The sequence below is a fragment of the Enterobacillus tribolii genome (assembly GCF_003363015.1).
GTDB classification, from domain to species: domain Bacteria; phylum Pseudomonadota; class Gammaproteobacteria; order Enterobacterales; family Enterobacteriaceae; genus Enterobacillus; species Enterobacillus tribolii.
Genome location: NZ_QRAP01000005.1, coordinates 385,229 through 407,443 on the forward strand (window position 1 = coordinate 385,229; position 22,215 = coordinate 407,443).

A 22,215-nucleotide genomic window follows, 5' to 3' on the forward strand; every position below is an offset into this window, starting at 1 on the left:
TTTACTCGCGTGCCAGCGCCTCCGTTGGGTTAAGACGAGCGGCGTTCCTTGCCGGGAAGAACCCGAAGCACAAACCGATCAGCGCTGAGAAACCGCACGACAACAGGACCGGCAGCAGGGTGAACACCATCGAGAACTCCTGGGTAACGAAGGAGAACAGGACCCCGAATATCCAGGAGCCGGCGATCCCCATCAGTCCGCCCAAGACACAAATCACGATCGCTTCAATCAGGAACTGCAACATAATGTCCGCCGGCCGCGCGCCGACCGAAAGACGGATGCCGATCTCGTGGGTACGCTCCGTGACCGAAACCAGCATGATGTTCATTACCCCGACGCCCCCCACCAGCAGGGAGATCGCCGCGATGGCGGTGATCAACAGCGACATGGAGTCAGACGTTTTTTGCAGCGCCTTCGCCAGTTGATCGTCGGTCTGCGTGAAAAAGTCACGCTTCTCGTGTACCTGCTCCAGCAGCAATTCGACCCGGCGCTGCGCCTCCGACAGAGACACACCCTCATGGAAACGCAGCGTCAGTGATTCGATCGGCATAGTGCCGGACATGCGTTCCATCAGCGAGGTATACGGGATCCAGCCGCCCATCAGGCCGCCGATCACCTTAGGTCCTTTCTTGCTCGCCACGCCGACCACGCGGAACGGAACCCCCGACAGCAGGATTATTTCGCCGTTCGGATCTTCCCCCTCCTCAAACAGGATCGACTTCGCCAGTTGATCGATGATGATGACCGGCTCGCGGTTCTCTACGTCTGCACCGGAGAAAGGCGCGCCGCTGCTGAAGTTGACGTCCTGCACGCGGAAGTAATCGTCGTTCACGCCGGAAAGCTGCATCATCGTCATCGGGATGTTGCCGCGGATGGCCTGCGCATTTTTACCGACCACCGGCGATACGCTGTCAACGTAGGGCTGTTTTTGCAGTAGCTCTACGTCGGCCACCGACAGCGCATTGGCGTATTCGGGGCTTACCCGCCCCATGCTCAGGCCGGGGCGGACTTCGAGCGTACTGTTACCCAGCTTGCCGATTTCCTGCATGATGCTCTGACGTGCGCCTTCCCCTACCGCCATGGACGAAACCACCGATGAGATGCCGATGATGATCCCCAGCATGGAGAGGAAAGCACGGGTACGGTGCCCCAGCAGCGAGCGCCACGCCATGCGTACCGCTTCCGTCACGCTCAGCCAGAACGGCGGGCGCCCGTTGGAGTCCACCTTGGGCAAACCGCCGGAAGCGACGTCTTCGCGGTTGGACTCATTGACACGGTCGGCGATGATCTCGCCGTCGCTGATTTCGATGATGCGCTCGGCCTGATTGGCGATTTCCCGATCGTGGGTCACGATGATGATGGTGTGCCCGGCCTGATGCAGGGAGTGCAGAATGCCCATCAGCTCCTGGCCGCTGGCGCGGTCCAGCGCGCCGGTCGGTTCGTCCGCCAGAATGATGCTGGCGCCGTTCATCAGCGCGCGCGAGATACTGACGCGCTGCTGCTGGCCGCCGGAAAGCTGCGCCGGCTTATAGCCCATACGATGGCCCAGGCCCAGGCGCTTCAGCAGGTATTCAGCGCGGCTCTGCCGTTCGGCAACCGGCATCGCGGTATAAAGCGAGGGGATCGCCACGTTTTCCGTCGCCGTCAGGTACGGCATCAGGTGATAACGCTGGAAAATAAAGCCGATGTACTGGCTGCGCAACTGCGCCAGTTGTTCGCTGTCGGCCACGTGCGCAGGCACGTCGTGGATAAACATCTCGCCCTGCGTCGGCTTGTCCAGGCAGCCGATGATGTTCATCAGCGTAGACTTGCCGGAGCCGGAAGCCCCGACGATCGCCACCATCTCTCCCTCATGGATCTTGAGGGAGATATCCTTCAGCACCGCCACGGTCTCATTCCCCGACGGGAAGTGCCGGTAAATACCATTTAATTCAATCAGCGGCGAGGTGTCTTTCGTCATAGCTACTTCCTGGCCATCGCGATGGTGCTGCCAATAACGACCTCTTCACCTTCCTGCAGGCCTTCCTTCACTTCGGCATACAGGCGATCATTTACGCCGGTTTTTATCCAGCGTGTTTCCACGCTATCGCCTTTTTTCACCCGCACCTGATAGGTGTTTTGATCTTTGCGCTGCCCCAGCGCGGTCATCGGCACTCTCGGCACGCCTTTAGCCTGCTCCGTGATGATGAAAACCTGGGCTGTCATGTAAGTCCGCAGCAGGTGCTCGCTGTTGTCGATGTCGAACACGCCGTTGTAATAAACCGCGCTTTGCTGCTGGGAGGAGCTCATGGAAGAACTTTGCTCCATCAGCGCTTCATCCGGCGCGGATTGAATATTGCCCATCGTGCCTTCGTAACGGCGCTTGGGATCGGCCAGCACGTAAAACCACAGAGGCTGCCCCGGCTGTACCTTCAGGATATCGGCTTCTGAAATCCGGGTGTGGACCGTCATGGTGTCCATGTCCGCCAGCACCAGAATGGTCGGCGCGGTTTGCGAGGAAACGACCGTCTGACCTTCTTTGGTGACGATGCCCAGCACTTCGCCGTCCATCGGCGCCAGAATCTGGGTATAGCCGACGTTGGCCTTCGCTTTCTCCACCGCGGTTTCCGACTGGGTGATCTGCGCTTCATTCATGCGCAGTTGTTCAAGCTGGGCGTTATATTGCGCCTGAGCTTTCTCCAGATCGCTCCGCACGCCGGCGCCATCGCGGAACATTCTTTGCTGACGCTTCAATTCCTGCTGATACTGCTTAATCAATACGCGGGTGGAAGCGCGCTGCGCCAGCGAGCTGACCAGCTGAGCTTCGGAGGTGCGCAGTTCGTTTTGTTGCAGCGTGGGGTCGATTTCGGCCAGCAGATCCCCTTTCTTGACCCGGTCGCCCTGCTTCACGTACAGCTTCTTCAACTGCCCGTTAACCTGGGCGCCGACGCTGACCTGCAGCGACGGTTTGATAATGCCGGTGGACAAGACGGTCTTTTCAATATCGCCAATGGATACCGGTTCCGTCAGCAGAGAGGCGGTTTCTTTATTTCCTCCGCTGAACATCTGGCTGATGGCTACCGCCACCAGCGCGATCACGGCCAGTGCCAGGAGAACAACCTTTTTGCGCTTTCCGCTCCATTTCGCCATTTCAATGCATCCTTAATACGCAGCGGTCGCGACGAGTGGCTGCTCCACAGACGGAGTTGCCGAAGAGGCTTTTTCAAGCCGGCCATTTTCCATGCGATACACCTGATCAAACATCGCCAGCACCGTTTCGCTGTGCGTCACGGTAATCAAGGTCTTGCCGTATTCGCGGCAGTGCTCCAGCAGGGTTTTGATCACCTGCTGAGCGGTAACTTCGTCCAGGTTGGCCGTCGGTTCGTCCAGCACCAGAACCGGTTTGTCGCTGTACATCGCCCTGGCCAGCAGCAAGCGCTGGCGTTGCCCCAGCGACAGCGCGGCATGGCTTTCACGGATCAGGGCGTTTTGCCCGCCGGGCAGCTTCGAGACGACCGACGTCAGATTCAGCCCTTCCAGCGAGGCATCTACGCGCAGCTGTTTCTTCTCATCGAAGTCGGCGTCAAACAGCGTAATGTTTTGCAGCACGGAGGCGTTGAACAGAATGTCCTCCTGGCTTTGCAGGAAAAACAGGGAGTGAGCCTGACGGGCGTTAATCAGCACGTCGTCCACCGCGATCTCGCCAGCGGTCGGCGTAATCAGCCCGGCCATGATGCGCAGCAGGGTACTTTTACCGGCGCCGGATTCACCCACGATGGCCGTACTCTGGCCGCGGCGCAGGGACAACGATAAGTCGCTCAGCACCATCTGCTGCGGCTCATAGCCGAAGCAAATGCCGCGGTAGTCCAGCTGGCGCTCGAAGTGCACCACGGGCACCGGCGTCGCATCCCGCTCCTGTGCGTTTTCATCGTCGGTTTTGACCGGGAACAGATCCTTGGCGCGGGTATCAATAACGTGGATCTGGTTCTTCTGCAAAACAGAGAAAAAGATTCGGGTGATATAGGAGGTGAAGATCTGCCGGATAAAGTTATAGGCAAAGAATTCACCCAGGCTGATCACCCCGTCTTTCAGCATCGGCAGAGAAAGGAACATGAACAGCACCATCTCAATGCTGCCAATCATCTGGTAAATGCTGTTTTTAACCTGCTCGTAAATCCGTTGCTTTTGCAGCGTGGTGAACAATGCCCAGGTATAGCGGGCGAAATTGCTCTTGCGCTGGCTGTCCAGCCCTGCGGATTTGATGGTGGAAAAGCCCTGAATGGTTTCCAGAATATAGTCGTTCTGATCGGCGCTTTTCACCTGCAGCTGCTGGGTGTAGTAACGGTCGCGGTAAATCGCCCAGACGCTGACCAGCCCCATCAGGCTTACGCCGACGGCAGACACGGCCGCCAGTACCGGGCTGATGTAACACATCAGCGCCAGCGCAATAACGCCGATGATCCAGTCGGTGCGCAGGCCGTTATCCAGTTCAATCTTACGCGCCGCGGCCATCTGCCAGGCTGAGAACCGGCTGAATATTTCACCGGGCGAGCGTTTGTCGAAAAAGCGCAGTTGGTTGCTCAGCAGGCGGGAAAATCCGGCCGTGCTGTTCAGAATGACGAACCGTTTGACGAACCGCTCAGTCAGTATGCGCAGCCCCATCGCCAAACCGGTGGAAGCGACAAACGCCAGGAAAAAGTAGAAATACGGGAAGTCAGTATTCCCGGCCCCCGAGAACACCTGGTTAATGGCCGAGCTGACCATGGTCGGCATGATGAACAGCGACAGGGAAATGATAAACGCGCAGATCATCAGCCAGTAAATACCGGGAAGCTTTGAGGTTTCCTTCAGGCTCATGCTTTCCATGGCGCGGAAACGCTGGCTCTCCTTACGGGCCTTCAGCGTGGCTTCATCGATAGTGGCTTCTTCGTCCAGCACCAGGGCATAACCGCTGATTTGCGCCTTCAGCGCATCCAGCGGCAGCAGCTGCTGCCCGATGGCCGGGTTCATCACGCAAACGTAGTTTCCTTTACGGTAGGCCAGCACGACGTAATGGCTGGCGCCGTAGTGCAAAATCGCCGGCAGCGGCAGCGCATCGAGTTCGTTAAACGCGAACGCGACGGGGTAAACCGGGATCTTCAGATCTTCGAGAATGGAACACAGCGTCGCCAACGACGTGCCGTGCTCGGATGCGGGGTAACTCTCCCTCAGTTCGCGCAGCGGAACGTGCACGCCCTGCGTTTCCGCCAGCATCGAAATGCATGCCAGACCGCATTCATTGGTTTCTCCCTGAAATACCTGAGAAGGAATGATCTTTTCCATGAGCGATATCTTCTAATCCATTCTATTCATTGATGAAATACAATGAATGCGCATGCCACAATAACCAGTCGGCCGGATGGCGGGTTATTGACTCTTCAATAATGACCGGCATTTTCTTTTTCAACTCGCGGGCCGCAACCGGCGGCTCAATGTGAATTTTGATGCCTTTGTCGTAATACAGGTTGTAAAACACCACCTGCGCCGACAGCACCCTGGCCAGCCGGATAATGCCGCTGTGCAAATGCGCAGGGCGGTTGAACAGGGTACAGTTCAGCTTGCCGGCCCGGGTTTCGTTGGTATCCAGGGTATAGTCCGGCGTGATGTCGGGAAAAATCATGATATTGCGCTGGTGGTCGGCGGCTTCCATGATGGAATCCATCAGGTTGCCGGCAATCATCCGGTTGTCACTGTGGATTGAGCAGTAAGTGAGGTTGACCCCGCCCATGGCGCGATCCTGCTCCTGATAAATCTCCGCGCTGGAAGACACCACCACCGTGGCCTTCCCCGGATAAACCATGCTGCCGACGATGCCGGCCAGAATGTCCGATACCATGTGCATCGGCGCCAGGATCACCGGGGAGCCGTTCTGATGCAGCGGTTCTACGATCTGATTAAGCTGATCGGCGCACTGCTTCAGTTCAGACTGGATCTGAGCGCTTTGCCCGTAGGTTGCGGCCAGGTCCAGCAGTTGCCGGCGCTGGGACACCCACGTATGACGCAACGGGGCCGCATCCGGCCCCAGCAAGCATCTTTTATTCTCTTCGGCCACCAGCGCCAGGTTGCGCCGGCGGCGCCCTGTCAGCCGCAGCCCGCGGCTGATGTGCGCCAGCAGAAACCCGGCGCGGTAGTCCAGGTGACGAAAGAGAAAACGGGCGGTTTTGCCGTGCCACTCACGTGACTTGCCGACCTGTTCAGCCAGTTTCCCGGTGAAGTTTTTCCAGCTGAGATACAGCCACACGGCAAAGAAACGCATTTACTTCTCCAGTGACTTATCGTGTTGCAACAGCGACAGCAACTGATCGGCAAACGCCGGATATTTACGGTCCTGCAGGGCAACCCATTTCTTATTAACGATGAAGCTCGGCGTAGCTTTAATGTCGTAGTACGCGGAAACGTCCGCCATATACTTCAGCAGATCCTTGGCTTCCTGGGATTCGCTGGCTTTGTTATAGGCATCAACGTCGATACCGATTTTCTTCAGCCAGAGCTCACGGGTGGTGGCATCGCTGATATCCAGCTTGTCTTTGATCACCGCGTCGTAGGCTTTATCGCGATATTGCTTTTCAATCCCCATCACCGACAGCGTGGCGAATATGCCGCTGTAGCGCGACAGACCGCTGCTGGAGCGGTTGAGGTGCAGGTAAACAATTTTGGTCCCTTGCGGCATACGGGCGCTGAGATCGTTAATATGCGGCTCATTCAGCGCACAGTAATGGCAACCGTAAGAGAAGAATTCAATGATAGTATTTGCTTCTTTAATTGGGCTTTCATCAACCTTGCTCTGGCTAACCTGAATAAGGTCCTGATGAGGTTCAATATTCTCAGCCTTGCTACCCAATACGAAATTATTACTGATATAGGTAGTTGTAATTACCGCAGATATTACGGCAACCACAATGGTATAAAGTAAAATAACAAGCGACTTTTTGAACATAAGAACTCACGTCCTTTATAGGAGGGATACAGATAAAACAGGTGCACGCAAAGGCCGAACCGGACTCAGGTCTGCAGGTAAGCGATAATCCTTATCGAAACCCGGTACAACGTTTAAAGACAGAGTAGGCAGATACAAAGCAAGCGTCCGTATCTGCCTACCGAACTGCTACGACTTACGCCGGAAAGCTTACGCCCCCCGGCGAAAAGACGTTATCAGCCCAGGTTGCAATCAGCCAGAGTTGCTGATTTAACGGTCTGAGTTTCAACGCCGTGCTTGTCAACGCAAGTAGTCAGTTCAACACAGGTCAGTTTGCCGCCAACCGGAGTAGCTGCTACGAACTCAGAAGTACAAACGTCTTCACAACCGCCAACAACCTGCATAGCTTCGATCATGTTGATCTTTTTCATTACAATATCCTTATGTTATACAATTTTTAAAATAACACCCTATTTATTGGCCACCTTCATGGCGACCAATTCTTACTGCATAAACATTACTGCTTATGCAAATCTGACAGGCTCTACGTATCGTGTAATTGGCGCCAGGCGCCGATATTAACTTTACAGGTACGAGGCCAAAATCCTTTTAATAATAAACGCTACATTGCTATATAATGAGTTATAGCAATGTATCATCCATATCGGGTCAGGATTGGCCTACCGGGATAAAAAGCCTCTTTCTCATATGAAGGAAGCCTTTTAATAAAGAAAGGATGTATTCCATTACCGTTCTCGCTCTGTTCCAATTTCATCCATGATTATCAGTGAATCACCTCAACTGATGACAAAGAGTATAATAGGTCGTAAAAATTAGATCAACAGCTAGCCCGCTATTTAGTCGCTATATTTGTCACAATAATCAGCTTTTATTTTGAAAAATTTCCCTCTGTCGAGGGGGATTATTCTCCATTTCACAAATCACCCATCAATTACCAAAGATAATTCCGGATTTTGAAGGAGCTGGCTTATTTTTTTGCAGGAAACCTTAAAGGTTACATTTCGTCTCTGTTTTGACAATTATTATTCCCGGGATCAGCTTATATTTATCCCGAACAAATCAAAAAATAATTCCTTTAAGGACGAATAATATATTCTGATGAAATAAATAACCAATCATAATAGATAGATAGTGCTATGGCGCCGGAAAGCGGCAGATTAAGGCATTTTCTCTGCGTAATGATTCTGGATAAAAAAACCCGGCGCGATGGCCGGGTTTTTCTGAACATTAATTAATCTTAATTTATTTCGCGGCGGCCGTTGTTTGCCCCGCCGGTAAGACATCCAGGATCCTGACGTTATAAACCATCGTCGCACCCGGCGGGATATCAGGCGGCAGCCCTTTATCGCCATAAGCCAGCGACGGCGGAACCACCATCGTCAGGCTGCCGTGATTCTGCAACTGGGAGATTGCGGCCTGGAACAGCGGCGGATACGCGTTCAGCGGTTGTGACACTGACGTTCCCGCCACGTCCATATCCTTAATCACCTTACCGTCTGTCAGGCTCTCTTTCACCACCACAACAACGTTGTCCGAATCCTTAATCTCACCCTGACCGGCATAGTCAATGCGATAGTAGAAACCGGAAGGCGCCTTCTTGACCTTAGCTTGCTTGCTGAACTTGGCAATGTACTGGGCACCCTGCTTTTCCATGTTCTCCTTCAGCGACTTCTCCTGCTTATTAAACGCAACGTCCAGTTCATACAACGCTTTGGCAACCTTATCTTTCGGTAACTTCATCTGACCGCTGAAAGCATCCGCAACGCCGCTCAGCGCCTGCTGCCGGCCAATCTTAATGCCGTATCCCTCACGCTCTTTCAGCATGGCGATCATATCGTTGCCCAACGAGGTTCCCACCGCGTAATCACGGATTTCATCCACCGTTTTAGGCTCGCCGGCATCGATAACCGCGGCTTTCTGCCGGGCTGCCGTCAGCTGCAGTTGCAGCTCCTCCACTTTCTTCTGGGTTTCCGTCAGCGTCTGCTGCAGTTTGGTGCCGTCTTGCTCCTGCTGCGTTTGCGACGTTGTCAGCGCCGTAACCTGCTGCTCCAGTTCCTGCGCCTTCTTCTGGGTTTCCATCAGCGTTTGCTGCAGCTTGGTCGCTTCTTCTTCCTTCTGCGCCTTCGCGGCCGTCAGCTCGGTTACCTGCTTAAGCAGCTCATCCGCCTGCTTCTGGTTTTCACTCAGGCTTGCTTGCAGCTTGGCGCCATCCTGCTCTTTCTGCGTCTGCGCCATCGTCAGGGTCGCAACCTGCTGTTCCAGCTCCTGCGCTTTCTTCTGGCTTTCAGTCAGCGTCTGCTGCAGTTTGGTCGAGTCCTGCTCCCGCTGCGTTTGGTCAGCCGTCAGCGCGGTGACCTGCTGCATCAGCTCTTCCGCCTTCTTCTGGCTTTCGGTCAGCGCCTGCTGGAGTTTGGTCGTGTCCTGCTCCTGCTGCGTCTGCGTCGACATCAGGCCGGCGATCTGCTGCTGCGATTCTTCCGCTTTCTTCTGCGCTTCCGCCAGCATCTGCTGAAGCTTCGCGGCGTCCTGCTCTTTCTGCGTCTGGCCCGAGGTCAGCTCGGCAACCTGTTTCTCCAGTTCATCCGCCTTCTTCTGGGTTTCCGCCAGCGTTTGCTGAAGCTTCGCGGCGTCCTGCTCTTTCTGCGTCTGGCCGGAAGTCAGCGCGGCAACCTGCTGTTCCAGCTCATTCGCTTTCTTCTCACTTTCGGTCAACGCTTGCTGGAGTTTCGCGGCGTCCTGCTCTTTCTGCGTCTGGCCGGAGGTCAGCGCGGCGACCTGCTGTTCCAGATCGTTCGCCTTCTTCTCACTTTCCGTCAGCGCCTGCTGGAGCTTCGTGACATCCTGCTCTTTTTGCGTCTGGCCTGACGTCAGCACGGCAACCTGCTTCTCCAGTTCGTCCGCTTTCTTCTGGGTTTCCGTCAGCGTCAGCTGAAGCTGCGTGGCATCCTTCTCTTTTTGCGTCTGGCCCAGCATCAGGCTGGCAACCTGCTGCTGCAAGGCTTCGGCCTTCTTCTCGCTTGCCGCTAACGCTTCCTGAAGTTTAGTGCTGTCCTGCTCCTGCTGTGTCTTACCAGACAACAAACCGGCGATTTGCTGCTGCAAATCGTCTGCTTTCTTCTGCGAGTCATCCAGACTCTGCTTCAGTTGACTGTTGTTGCTCAGATGCTGATTTTGTACGGAAACCAACGCAGCCAGCTGTTGCTGGAGCTGCATAATCTGGCTCCGGCTTTCCTCCAGAGACTGTTGTGACGTTTCGCTATTTTGCACCGCCTTGGCATACTCATCCTTCAGCGCGGCGATCTGCTGCTGCATGTCATCGGCATCCCGCTGACTGGCGGCTAGCGCCTGCTTCAGACGGTTGTCATCTTTCTCTTTCTGCGACTGCGCTGCCGTCAGTTCGGCAACCTGTTGTTTCAGCGCCTCGACTTCACTCTGGCTGCCCGCCAGCATCTGCTTAAGCTTGTCGCCGTCCTGCGTTTTCTCGCTCAGGCTGGCGGTAAGCTGCTGGAGCAAATCTTCTGCTTTCTTCTCACTGGCCGCCAGCTGCTGTTTCAGTGTTTCCGTGGCCGCCTGATTTTCTGCCAGGATGGCCTTCATTTGCTCGCCGTCCTGGTTGTTTTTCTCCAGGCTGGCCGTCAGCTGTTTCTGCAGTTCTTCAGCTTTTTGCTGACTTTCCGTCAGCGCCTGCTGCAGCTTGTTACCGTCCTGCGCTTTCTGCGCTTCGCTGCTCGTCAGACGCGCAATCTGCTGCTGCAATTCTTCGGCTTTCTTCTGGCTCTCTGCCAGGGCTTGCTGAAGTTTCGCGGCATCTTCTTCTTTCTGCGTCTGGCCGGAGAGCAGGGTTGCGATCTGCTGCTGCAGTTTGCTGTTATCCTGATCTTTCTGGTCGGCACTGGCCGTCATCTGCTTTTGCAGATCGTCCGCCTTCTTCTGGCTCTCAGCCAATGCCTGTTGCAGCTTGCCGAGCTCTTCATCTTTCTGCGCCTGGCTGGCGGTCAGGGCTTCAACCTGCTGTTGCAGTTTGGTGCTGTCTTTTTCCTGCTGCATCTGCCCGGATAACAAACGTGCGATCTGCTTTTGCAGCTCTTCGCCATTTTTCTGGCTTTCCGTCAGCGTCTGCTGAAGCTTCGCGGCATCCTGATCTTTCTGCGTCTGCGCTGCCGTCAGCGTCGCAATCTGCTGTTGCAGATCGTCCGCCTTCTTCTGGCTCTCCGTCAGCATCTGCTGGAGCTTGCCGCCGTCCTGCTCTTTCTGCGCTTCGCTGGTCGTCAGGCGGGCCACCTGCTGCTGCAGCTCGTCTGCTTTGCTTTGCATTGCAACCAGGGATTGCTTCAACTGAGCCGTTTCCTTCTCTTTCTCGCCCTGGCCGGCGGTCAGACTGGCAATCTGCTTCTGCAGCTCTTCCGCCTGCTTCTGGCTGTCTGCCAATGCCTGCTGGAGCTTGGCTGCGTCCTGCTCTTTCTGGCTCTGACCCGACGTCAGGGAAGCGACCTGCTGTTGCAGTTCCTCCGCCTTCTTGCGACTTTCCGCCAGTTCCTGCTGAAGTTTGGCTGCGTCCTGCTCTTTCTGGCTCTGGCCCGACGTCAGGGCGGCAATCTGCTGTTGCAGCTTGCCGTTATCCTGATCTTTTTTCCCCAGCTCGGCCGTCAATTGCTTCTGCAACTCTTCGGCCTTTTTCTGGCTCTCCGCCAGCGCCTGTTGCAGCTGCTTCGTATCCTGATCTTTTTGCGCCGTCAGGGCGGCAATTTGCTGCTGCAATGCTTCCGCATTCTTCCGGCTTTCCGTCAGATCCTGCTGCAGCTTGTTGCGGCCCTGCTCTGACTGTGATTGTCCTGAAGTCAGGCCGTCGATTTGCGATTTCAGCTCAGCCGCTTTCTTCTCGCTTTCTTCAAGCGCGGCTTTCAGCGTGCTGTTCTCCTGATCCCGTTGCTCCTGACCGGCAGTCAGGCTGACGACCAGGCGCTGCAGCTCATCGGCCTTTTTCTGGCTGGCCGCCAGGGCCTGCGGTTTGCCGTCCTGCCCGCCACGGCTCGCGGCGGCCAGTTGTTCCTGGAGTTCATCGATTCTTTTTTGGCTTTCAACCAGGGCCAGTTTGAGGCGGGTATTTTCCTGCCCGCCCTGAGACTGGGCGGACTGCAATTGGCGTTTCAGATCGGCGAGCTGATTGTTGCTCTCCAGTAATTGCTGGCGCACTTTGTCATCCGGCAACTGGCCCATCTGATTTTTCATGGAAACAATAGAGATCATCTGCCGTTCGAGCTCGACGGCGCGGCTCTGGCTCTCCGCCAGGGCCTGTTTCAGCGCCTCGCGCTCCGTATCAAACGCATTTTTTTGCTGGGCAAGCGCTGCGCTGAGCTGATTCACAGAATCCTGCAACTCTTTCAGCTGGTTGCGTTCAATAAGGGAAGGTGCGGAAGAAGAGGAAGAAGGTACACTTGAGGGCGGCCGGCGCGTTTGCAAACGGCGCGCGGGTTTCCGCTCCTCAGGCTCCGCCGGTAACGCCGTGGAAGACGCATTCGGCGACGTCAGCATCAGTAATGCCGGCGCGTCACTGGATTGCCGTGTGATTGCATCCAGTGACTCCAGGGTTTGTGCTTCGTTAGACGCACTCAGGGCAACTGAGTGCGCTAAAATACCCGTGACAGGTAATGTCAGAATAAAAAAAAACTGTTCTTTAGCTTACTCATTTCACGCTTTCCCCGCGACGAATCAAGCCATCCATGACCGCACGCTCAATTTCACTGCACATTTGGTTAGTCTTGTATTTATACAATGCATCCATCGTGTCTTTGGTCTGAGCGTTAATGTCGCCACGGACTGCGGTATAAACAGAGGCGCTGCGAATCAGGTTATCAAATGACGCTTTTTTAGCGGCATAAGTTTTCGGGCTGATTTTTTGCAGAGAGGCTAATTCACTCTGACACAATCCGATACGTCCGCGCTCAGCCGGTGAGGAAACCGGTTCTGGCATCGGCGCAGGAGCGGGCGCAGGCATAGGCGCGGGCGCCGACTGAGCGGTCTGGGTGCTTCTCGGCGTCGGCGCAGGCACCGGTGTTACCGTCGTTGAAGATGAAGACGACGTTACCACGGTCTCACTCCGGGACTTATCTGACCATTTATTGCTGTTTTGGCAACCTGCCAACAAGAAAATGCCGGCTAACAAGGGTAAAACAATCCCCGCCTTTCCCCAACCATACCCCTGAAAATTCTGAACCTTTTTCACACAATGACTCCCTACATATATCGTGCAGTTTTTCCCTATTTTTCACATCAGGAAAATATCAGGTAATCGTTCTAGCTTTGCATTACACATAAAATTTCTGGTCATTATCCGCTAATGCGCTTCTTATGTGCAATATCCGATTTTCCGGTTGTCGTGCTAGATGGTTCAGATCAATCACCTGACTGATACCTCTGTCACAATTTCCAACTCTCAGAATGTTTAATTTCCGTTATTTCCCCGCGATCAAAACGTAATCGTCTTGCTCAGGGAAAATAACTCGAAATCATTCATCGCACCAAGTTTACGCATGGCGTTACATTTATGTGTACTGACTGTTTTAATACTGCGGTGTTGTAGTACAGCAATCTGGCCCAGCGTCAGTCCGTTAAACAGATAGCGCAATACTTCATTTTCACGCCGGGTCAACGTCCCCAGCTGCGCGCTGGTTGCCTGAACCATCCCCTGCTGGAGGCTGGCCTGAATCAACGGGCTGTATGTTTGCTTACCGGCAAATATCTGGCCGAAAACGCCTTTGAGCTGCGTCAGCGGTTCAAAACGGGAGACGATGCTCACGTTCGGCATATCCGCCAGTTCACGTAATATGGAGCCAGACTGTATACGGGTATATACCACAATATGCAGGGATGGCATACACAAATTCAGAGAGGATAACTGACTGACACCCTGAGAAACGACATCTTTTCCTCCGTTAAGCTCAGTAATCAGCACATCGACCTGCTGATAAAGTAAATCTTCAGCAATGCTGGTCAAGCTATTACGCTGTAAAACAATTTCGTTCTGAGCCGAAAGCGTACGAATAAAATAGGACAAGCCGCACATCGTTAAAGAGCAGCGATCCATCAAAGCAATTCTCAGAGATTTATCCATCCTTTATCCTCCTTTAAGGCCTGCGTATCACGCCAGGCTGTTGTTGCTTTTCGCCATCCATCCTCCGTGGGAGAACAATTCGCTGTCGCTGTGGAATCCCAGTTTAAACATGGCGTTGCGCTTGTAAGTGCTGACAGTGCGGATATCCAGGTGCATCATGGATGCTGTACGGGTAACGTTTTTCCCCGTAAACAAGTGATCAAGCACGTCCAGTTCACGCGCGGTGAGGTGCTTCTGCACGATATCGGTCTTGGCGATCATCTGCTGTACTTTCGGGCTGTAGGCGCGTCCGCCGGTTAATACCGACTGAATGCACTGTACCAGCGCGATGATCGGTTCCTGCTTCAGCACCAGCCCGCTGACGCCGGAAGAAACCAAAAGCTGGATCCCGCGGGGATCGTTAAGCTCGGTGCAGACAACGACCGGCGTTAACGGCCAGGATTCATTGCAACGGGAGATAAGACGCAGACCGTCCAGTACGGACTCGCCTTCTCCGCACAGTTCCATAACCAACACACGGGGGTGATGAAGCTGCAACAACGCGTGAATCTCAGAAAGTTTACTTGCATGGAGAACCCCCCCGGTGATGCCGCATTTTTGTTCCAGCATCAGCCCCATTCCCAGTGCCGTCATGGGGGACGTTTCCATCAATAACGCACATTCCCCTTTTACCACGGTGGACAGACGCTGCTCATCCGGCAACAGGGGTTGATAATTCGGGGTGGATAACATCGCGGGTTGATTATTCATGATCTCGCTTCCTGCAATTGATAAAGAATCTCTCACTGCTTCTCCCGGAGGCTATGCCGGGATAACACGTCGTTACTGACCTTTAAACCTTACTCCAACAATCATTGCCGGAATTCGGCCCGCCGCCTTAACGGCGGCAGGCCTTGCTACGATGGGGATAAATCCATCAGGGGTAGCTGAAGTTAACCTGAACCACACTGTTGAGGGTGCCGCTAACTGCACCGCCCTGTTCGCTGTAGGGCCGGCCGACCAAAGCAAACGTCACTGACTTATCGTTGGCTACGTTCACCGTCATGGTGCTCATGTTCCCCAGAATGATGCTTTGGTTATCCCGCTGCGCCATCTGTACCGCCACGTTTTGCGCGGTTCCCTGGTTAGCGAAAAGATTGTTCGCTGAACCCGCCGGGTTACCCGTGAAGGTAGCCGTCAATGAGCTGATCGTGTCAGGGCAGTTAACGACCTTGATGTCGAAAGCTGTCCAGGCGTGACCGCTGTTCGCTTCGCTCAATCCACTGCGGCTGACACGACCGAGATTCACGGTCTTATTGACAGAGTCGGGATCAACCTGACAGGGAAATGCCACCACGTTACCCGTGATATTCAGTTCCGCTGCGGTGCTCCCGGAGCTAAACAACCCCGCCGTCAACATTGCGGCCAGCACCGCCAGATAATTTTTCATAATGCCCTCCTGATACGACGAGGCTTATCTTTGGCTTAGCTATAGGTGAAACTAACCTGCACGGTGCCCTGAATGGTACCGGGAGAAGCGGTGCCTTGCGTGCTGTATGCGTTCGTCTTCAGCTTGATAGAAGCGCCGCCGCTGGAAATTGAGCCGGAGATTGTCTTGTTAGTGACAACGCTGTTGCCGCTCTCATCCACCATCCTGATTTCAACATTGCCGGCCGTACCGCCGTTTGCAAACATGGTGTTGTTTGCAGTAGCAGCCGTTCCTGAAAATGTCGCCACAAAACCTGTGGTCGTGACCGGGCAATCTTTCAGGTTGATTTGAAACTCTTTTTCCGGACTTTGGGAATTCTGACTCAGCAACGTCGTAGCCTGAATGTCACCAAGGTTGATCGTATTGCCGCTGCCGCCAACCACTTCAGAGTCACAGGCTGAAGCCACAACATTGCCCGTAACATTGATATCAAGCGCAAACGCGCTGCCACTTGTTCCCGCCAGTACTAACAACGCAACCGCGGACCGCTTCATTAATCCTTCCATGTCTTTTCCTTGTATGCTTTTAGTGATACCAACCGTTACCGCCCGGCGATTAACGGTGATTTATTCATATGAGAATGTTGCTAATACCGCGCTTTGAATCGTTCCTGGCGACACGTTTCCGGCGCTAAGGGCGTGTGCGCGCGCCTTCAGGTTAATAACCGCACCTTTTGTCGTGGGATCAATATCCTGAACCCACGTTTGGTTGTTACCCAAATTCTGATCAGTCTCGGCCGACTGAATCTCTACATCCACGTTTGTTGCCGTACCGCTGCTGTGATAAAACTTGGTGCCATCACCCGCAGAAGGCGTACCGCTAAACGTCACGCGAACTTTGTCTGTTTGATCCGGGCAGCTTCCCACGGTAATGGAAAACGCCTTCCACTGACCGCCGTAGCCGTTATTCCCGGCTGCCGTGAAGTCCGTGGTATACATATCATCTAACTTGACGTCGACATCGTTCGCCTGAACGACACAGGGCGCCGCCGATATCTGATAAACAAAGTTCAGTGTGGTTTCCCCCATTGCCGCATTCGCAACGGAAGCGCTATACATGGCGAACAATCCAGACAACCACAGGCCCCGGCGGAACAGCGATGAAAAATTGAGATCCTTCATACTTAATATCCTTAAGCTAATTCACGATTACGATGGAACTCATTCCAGAGAAACCGAAATCGTTGCCGTTGCATCAAACGTCCCTTTCTGCGGCTCAACGCCCGTGGAGCTGACCGGAGAGACCCTTATTGCCGTTGACCCAGTCGGGTTAAGCGGATCGGAGAAATCAAAGTTGAGCGCTCCTGCAGCCGGGAAAACACCACCACTCGGTGATATTTGCGCCCCTGACTGATCCTCAACAAACTTGATGCCGATATTGCTGTTTCCCGTAGCCAAATACTCCGGGCTGGCCGCATCAGGCGTCCCCTGCAACTTCATCTTGAACTTCACGCCGTTCGAGATGTTGGTGCATTTGATCGCTAAATTAATTTTCTTTTCTGCATTCGCAGGACCCGTACCTTTGGTCTTGAAATCGGTAGCAAGCATGTTGCCGAAATCAATGGTTGGCAGCACTTGTCCAGCGGTGAAGTTACAGCTCTGATCTACCGTAATCTTGCCTTGCAGGCTGACCCTGGCAACCGGATTAGCGCTGTACCCATCAGCGACAGTGGCAGCAAACAGTTCACTGACCAACGTTTCCGGGATTTCAGACTCACCGATAAAAGGCTTGATAATATAAAGCGACATCTGGGCGCTGGTTCCCGTTAAGTAGGGATATGGCGGCCTGGTTGACGGCCCTACGCCGTTATTAATATTGTCGTAAGGAATCGGGATATAACGAAAACTTCTATTTTGCTGAGTATAGAATTTAATCCCTACAGCCAAGTTTTCATTCACCTGAAAATACCGGAGACCATTGCTCCCCTGAGCTACTTCCTTACCCGCAAGATTACCAATCGTCGCTCTAAAATAGGTTCCAGTGAAAGGCGGTTGCGATGATGATACATATGGACAAGCGCTTGCTGGAACACACATTCCACCATAGCCACTGCTCGTCGAACTAAGCTCTGCGTCCTGTACCGGATATTGCCCGGCCTGATTAGTGTCAGGGTCGGTAATATGCGAACTCCATATAAAGGGCATCGTCGGGGCAGGGATATACTCACCGGCTTGATAAGGCTCAATAGGGTAAGCATGGCTTAACGTTCCCCATGCCGCTAACCCGCAAAACACCACAAGACGCCGTAAACTGCTATTCACCGTCTTCATATCTGGAGCTTGTTTTAATAATCTGTCACTCATAATCATCACCATCCAATTAGCGGCAATCGCCGTTAATCATCTGAATACCTGTAGCTTTATCTTGCGCAGGCAGTGAGTACGTAACCTGACACTGTTGAGAAGCCCCGGTGCCCCATTTCACGTTCAGCGTGCCGGTTGAAGACATACCGCTCATGTAAACCTGGCCGCCGTCACCGACGATGCTGCCGTTGTTAGCGGCATTACCCGTATCGGTCACCACGGCACCGAACGGTACCGGCTGGCCACCGCGTAACAGCGTCATCAAAACACGCTGCCCCACATTCGGGCTAAAGTTGGCGCGTGCAATGGCACCGCGGGACGGAATAACGGATTGCGTCGTTATCGTCATATCCACGTCATCACCAAGCGTTTCAGTATTGATGGAAATCTCTTTCTTACGATAAGGCGTTGCATAAGGCACAACGGCATAACCGCGCCAGTCAGTAGTTACCCCGGTATTGTTGGTAATACGGGCACCCGATGCCCCCGGTGCTTTAATCAGCACTGCGGTTTCGCTCATCGGCTGCGACAGCGTGAGGCCATTTTCATGGATCAGGATCCCGCCTTCGAGACCGTAGGTTACCTGCTGCTGGTTACGGCTGTAGTTGTAACCGACGTTAATGTTACCCTGACCGCCCTGATAGTTCAGGCTGGCGTTACCGCTGGCACCGCCGCCCTGGCTGGTATAACCCTGGTTAACGTTGTATCTCAGGTTGTTATCTTCCAGCAGGCTGCCGTAAACGCCAACGGTGTTAGTGGTATTGCCGTTCTTGCTGGTATTCAGGTTATAACGTGCATAGGCATAGTTGTTTTTCGGCATCCATTTACTCAGCGGAACGCTGACGTTGAACGAGAAAATACTGTCATTGACGTTAATGCGATCGCCATAACTGTCGTAGCCATTCTTGCTGTAGGTATAGTTCATACCATAGCTGATGCCTTCCCAGCTGTTGTTATACCCGACGCTGAGAGACTCTGTTTTACGGCTGCTGTTCCAGTACTCTTCATGGATACCGCTTAACGTAAACGAACCGAAACCTTGCCCCAGGTTCTGGCTGATGGTCATCTCAGCCCGGCTCTTCTTGTGGTTGTAATAGTTGATATCACCGGTGTTATTATAGGAATCCAGCGTTTCCTGCATGCTGTAATAACCTTCGGTGGAATAACGGTAACTGGCCAGGCTGAAGTTGGTTCCCAAATCAGCAAAGTTTTTACCGTAGCGTACGCGCCAGGACTGACCGTCCTCTTTACGTTCGTTCTTCAGCTTACTCCAGGCCTGCGTCACGTCGGCAGAAATCGCACCGATAACGCCGAGGTTCTGACCCCAGCCCAGCGCCAGAGACTGGTATTTACTCGCAGCCTGTACACCACCGTAGATCGTCGCGCCCCAGGGCAAACCATACATGGCCGTACCCTGTGTGAACGGCGTATCGTCCACGTTGCTGTTGGAGGAGCGGTATTGACCGCTCGACAGGCTGTATTTCAGGCGTCCTTCACGCTGAAGAACAGGAACGGACGCATAGGCAACTGTCAGGTTCTGTTCTGAACCATCAGATTCTTTGATCACCACATAAAGGTCACCGCTGCCTGCGGTGGGGAACAGATCTTTAATCTCGAACGGTCCCGGCGGCACATAGCTCTGATAGATGACGTAACCATTCTGGCGAATGGTTACCTGTGCGTTGGAACGCGCAATTCCGCGGACCACCGGGGAGTAGCCTTTCATACTATCCGGCAGCATATCGTCATCGGAATACATCAGCGCACCGCGCAAAGGAACGCTGTCAAACACGTCGCTCGGCGTTGTGGTGTCACCCATAACCAACTGGCTTTTCAGCGCGATAATGTCACGCTGCAAATAGGTGTTGATGGATTTCCAGTGGCTTTCCCCGTCATTGTTCCGGTTCCAGGTGGAATAGTTACGCAGGCGCCACGCGCCCAGGTTGATGCCGGAGCGCAGATTCAGGTAGTAGCTGTTAGTGCTCTCTGCCCGATCTTTACGTCCCTTACTGTTTGCGCCACTGAAGCTATAGTTGGTCAGCAGTGCCGGAATCCCCTCTTCCCACTTATCCGGAGATACATAACCACGTGCGTTCACGTTCAGGGCCGCCTGCGGTATACTGACGTCCAAACGCTGCTGGTTGAAGATAAAGTTGGCGGAAGACTGGGGAATCGCCTGAGATACGTTGACACAGCTTGAATCTGTCTTCAACGCGGGGAACATATTTACCCGAACGCCCAATGCCTCCAGCTCACCCACGCTGAAGCAGGGCTGCAGCTTGTTTCTGCCTGTCGCGGCATCCGGCTGTAACGTAAACTCAACATCACGCGTGTCCACGACTTCATTATTCAGATAGACGTCAACACGATATTTACCGGGAGCCTGCGCCCCGTCTTCAAATACAGAAAGGTCCGCGCCTGCCTGGGCAGGGTTATCAATTTCCAGAAGAGCCGGGTTAAAAAACTCACGAGCCTGAGCAACACCTGCGGTCCCAAGCATCATGGCAACCTGGCAAGAAATCAGCCAGGTCAGTGTTGAGTATCTAAACCTGGCAGCTTTAATACCCTTCTTATCATTCATCCTTGTTGCACTCCATTTCTCAGAACCGCTAGTGCTAAACTATTGATCTGTCATCCTGTAGAGTTTGACCCTATTTAACTCTTATATTTATCAATGCATTACAAGATTACAGGCATTACAAATTGCCAGTGTATTCCTTACTGCCACCACCGAAATCATTAATGATCTGCCAGGCAACAGAACCGCCAGCACCACCCGGCGCCGGGAAACTTACACTGCTAAAAGGCGCAACCATCTTGGTTTCTTTCAATTTGGTGCCGTTGACCTTCACGCTAAAGAAAGTCAGATAAAAAGGCGTCGGGTTATTCACCTGAATATTGTTACCGCTGCGCTGCCATTTCAGCTGCTGTGCGGCTTCTTCCGGTGTCCCTTTCACGCCGTTCGGGCGGAAAATCAGCTTAATACGGGTTTTAACCGCGATTTGCAGGGTGTTATCCTTCATTTCCGCTGACGGGATAGATTTCACGTTCAGCCAAAAAATGGATTCTTTATCGCTCGGCAAATTACCGCCGGCACGAACTACACGCAGGACGTTATTTTGCCCGCTGTCCAAACGGAACAGGGGAGGAGTAATAACAAAAGGTGCTTTGCCTGAAACATCATCCGGCATATCAACCCATGACTGAATCAGGTACGCGATTTTGTCCGGGTTCCGGATATTCAGAGAGGATTCTTTTTTATTGCCGTCATACACTAAGCGTGTACCGCCAACGACCACACCAGCCTGGGCTGCCGTTGTCATCGTCAATAACGCTAACGCTGCTACCAACGTGGTTCGCCATATGTTCATCATCACACCTGCTGAAAAAAACAATATTTGGTGAAAATAGATATGAAATCTGTGGGGAAGAAATCTCCCCCACACAGGAATAAGGCTTATCCGGCAAAAGCGGACAGCCCCAAATCCGTTATCTATTACTGATAATCGATGGTGAACTGGCTTACCGCGTTCGCAGTACCAGCACCAACCGTTGCAGCGGTGGAGATATAGCGAGCGGTGAAGTTCAGGTTGTTCTTAACAGAACCGGCCTGAACGGTGTACTTGGAAGAGTTCTCGTACAGCTTAACAACCTGGTTCTGAGCATCAGAGATCTGGATACCAACGTTCTGAGCGGTAGACGCAGAGGTCAGGTCCAGAATCGCGTTGTCGCCGTTCTTCTGGCTGCCATCGAAACGAATAGCTACGCCATTGTTAGCAACGCTTGCCGGGCAGTCGGTCAGAGTGATGGTGAACTGCTTAGCACCTGCCAGTGAACCGGAAGCACTAAACGCGTTAGTACCAATTTTGCCCATCGCGACGGTGAAGTCTTTGGAACCAGAATCAACAGTACATACTTCGTCGGTGATTTCACCGTTGAAGTTAACGGTACCATCTGCTGCCAGTGCAGAAGCGCTCAGAACTACGGAAGAAACCAGAGCAGCTGCGATGATATTCTTTTTCATACTACTTTCCTTATGAAACAATGCATCAGCGATGCATTTAAAATTTCTAACCGACATAACCTTATGTCTTTCCCTTTTATTTAGTTCGCCAGGAAACCTCTCCAGCTAAATAACCCGTCGGGCCATTAATGCATAATAGGCCCACGAGTCATTTTGAACTAAAGTGACAACTTTAGATTTTTAAAATATAATTTTCTTATTAGCAGTGATTTAATCTGCTGTTTTAAGAAAAAGAGTTGCATATGTTGTAACTGAGGATAGTCAAACAAAAAACGGCGTATAAGAAATGAAAAAGCGCGGTTGAACCATAAGAAACAGCATCCATTCCAGCACAATCCTTTGCTTCATAACACC

General features: G+C 53.2%; 17 protein-coding genes. All 17 read right to left on the reverse strand.

Features of this window, described 5'->3' with window-relative positions; translation table 11 throughout:
* Position 1: 1 nt before the first annotated feature.
* Positions 2-1,960 carry an ABC transporter permease gene (locus C8D90_RS13065; protein ID WP_115458881.1) on the reverse strand — a complete coding sequence of 653 codons (1,959 nt, stop codon included), beginning with the start codon at positions 1,958-1,960 and terminating at the stop codon, positions 2-4.
* Positions 1,961-1,962: 2 nt separating this feature from the next.
* Positions 1,963-3,129 carry an efflux RND transporter periplasmic adaptor subunit gene (locus C8D90_RS13070; protein ID WP_115458882.1) on the reverse strand — a complete coding sequence of 389 codons (1,167 nt, stop codon included), beginning with the start codon at positions 3,127-3,129 and terminating at the stop codon, positions 1,963-1,965.
* A gap of 12 nt (positions 3,130-3,141) precedes the next feature.
* Positions 3,142-5,301, reverse strand: coding sequence for a peptidase domain-containing ABC transporter (locus C8D90_RS13075; protein WP_115458883.1), 2,160 nt, complete (start codon positions 5,299-5,301; stop codon positions 3,142-3,144).
* A 22-nt stretch (positions 5,302-5,323) separates the two neighbouring features.
* A complete protein-coding gene (locus tag C8D90_RS13080) occupies positions 5,324-6,274 on the reverse strand; it encodes a lysophospholipid acyltransferase family protein (protein WP_115458884.1) in 951 nt (316 codons plus the stop codon).
* The gene (locus C8D90_RS13085) at positions 6,275-6,955 is read right to left on the reverse strand and encodes a DsbA family protein (protein WP_230473013.1); all 681 of its coding nucleotides are present in this window, start codon (positions 6,953-6,955) and stop codon (positions 6,275-6,277) included. It abuts the gene before it with no gap.
* 215 nt (positions 6,956-7,170) lie between these two features.
* Complete coding sequence (locus C8D90_RS13090) at positions 7,171-7,365, reverse strand: DUF4762 family protein (protein ID WP_115458885.1); 195 nt, start codon at positions 7,363-7,365, stop codon at positions 7,171-7,173.
* Positions 7,366-8,197: 832 nt separating this feature from the next.
* On the reverse strand, positions 8,198-12,487 hold the full coding sequence (locus C8D90_RS13095) for an FKBP-type peptidyl-prolyl cis-trans isomerase N-terminal domain-containing protein (protein ID WP_115458886.1): 4,290 nt from the start codon (positions 12,485-12,487) through the stop codon (positions 8,198-8,200).
* Positions 12,488-12,638: 151 nt separating this feature from the next.
* Positions 12,639-13,043 (reverse strand): hypothetical protein, encoded by a 405-nt coding sequence (locus tag C8D90_RS21980; RefSeq protein WP_147291360.1) that lies wholly within the window; start codon positions 13,041-13,043, stop codon positions 12,639-12,641.
* A gap of 378 nt (positions 13,044-13,421) precedes the next feature.
* Positions 13,422-14,066, reverse strand: a complete 645-nt coding sequence (locus C8D90_RS13105) for a LuxR C-terminal-related transcriptional regulator (RefSeq protein ID WP_115458888.1) — start codon at positions 14,064-14,066, stop codon at positions 13,422-13,424.
* Between the two features lie 27 nt (positions 14,067-14,093).
* Positions 14,094-14,816, reverse strand: a complete 723-nt coding sequence (locus C8D90_RS13110) for a response regulator transcription factor (RefSeq protein ID WP_230473014.1) — start codon at positions 14,814-14,816, stop codon at positions 14,094-14,096.
* 166 nt (positions 14,817-14,982) lie between these two features.
* On the reverse strand, positions 14,983-15,495 hold the full coding sequence (locus C8D90_RS13115) for a fimbrial protein (protein WP_115458889.1): 513 nt from the start codon (positions 15,493-15,495) through the stop codon (positions 14,983-14,985).
* A gap of 35 nt (positions 15,496-15,530) precedes the next feature.
* Positions 15,531-16,040 (reverse strand): fimbrial protein, encoded by a 510-nt coding sequence (locus C8D90_RS13120; protein WP_115458890.1) that lies wholly within the window; start codon positions 16,038-16,040, stop codon positions 15,531-15,533.
* A gap of 60 nt (positions 16,041-16,100) precedes the next feature.
* Positions 16,101-16,655, reverse strand: coding sequence for a fimbrial protein (locus C8D90_RS13125; RefSeq protein WP_115458891.1), 555 nt, complete (start codon positions 16,653-16,655; stop codon positions 16,101-16,103).
* Positions 16,656-16,694: 39 nt separating this feature from the next.
* A complete protein-coding gene (locus C8D90_RS13130; protein ID WP_162844397.1) occupies positions 16,695-17,837 on the reverse strand; it encodes a fimbrial protein in 1,143 nt (380 codons plus the stop codon).
* A gap of 16 nt (positions 17,838-17,853) precedes the next feature.
* A complete protein-coding gene (locus C8D90_RS13135; RefSeq protein WP_115458893.1) occupies positions 17,854-20,418 on the reverse strand; it encodes a fimbria/pilus outer membrane usher protein in 2,565 nt (854 codons plus the stop codon).
* A gap of 115 nt (positions 20,419-20,533) precedes the next feature.
* On the reverse strand, positions 20,534-21,208 hold the full coding sequence (locus C8D90_RS13140) for a fimbrial biogenesis chaperone (RefSeq protein WP_115458894.1): 675 nt from the start codon (positions 21,206-21,208) through the stop codon (positions 20,534-20,536).
* Between the two features lie 125 nt (positions 21,209-21,333).
* Positions 21,334-21,861, reverse strand: coding sequence for a fimbrial protein (locus C8D90_RS13145; RefSeq protein ID WP_115458895.1), 528 nt, complete (start codon positions 21,859-21,861; stop codon positions 21,334-21,336).
* Positions 21,862-22,215: the final 354 nt, after the last annotated feature.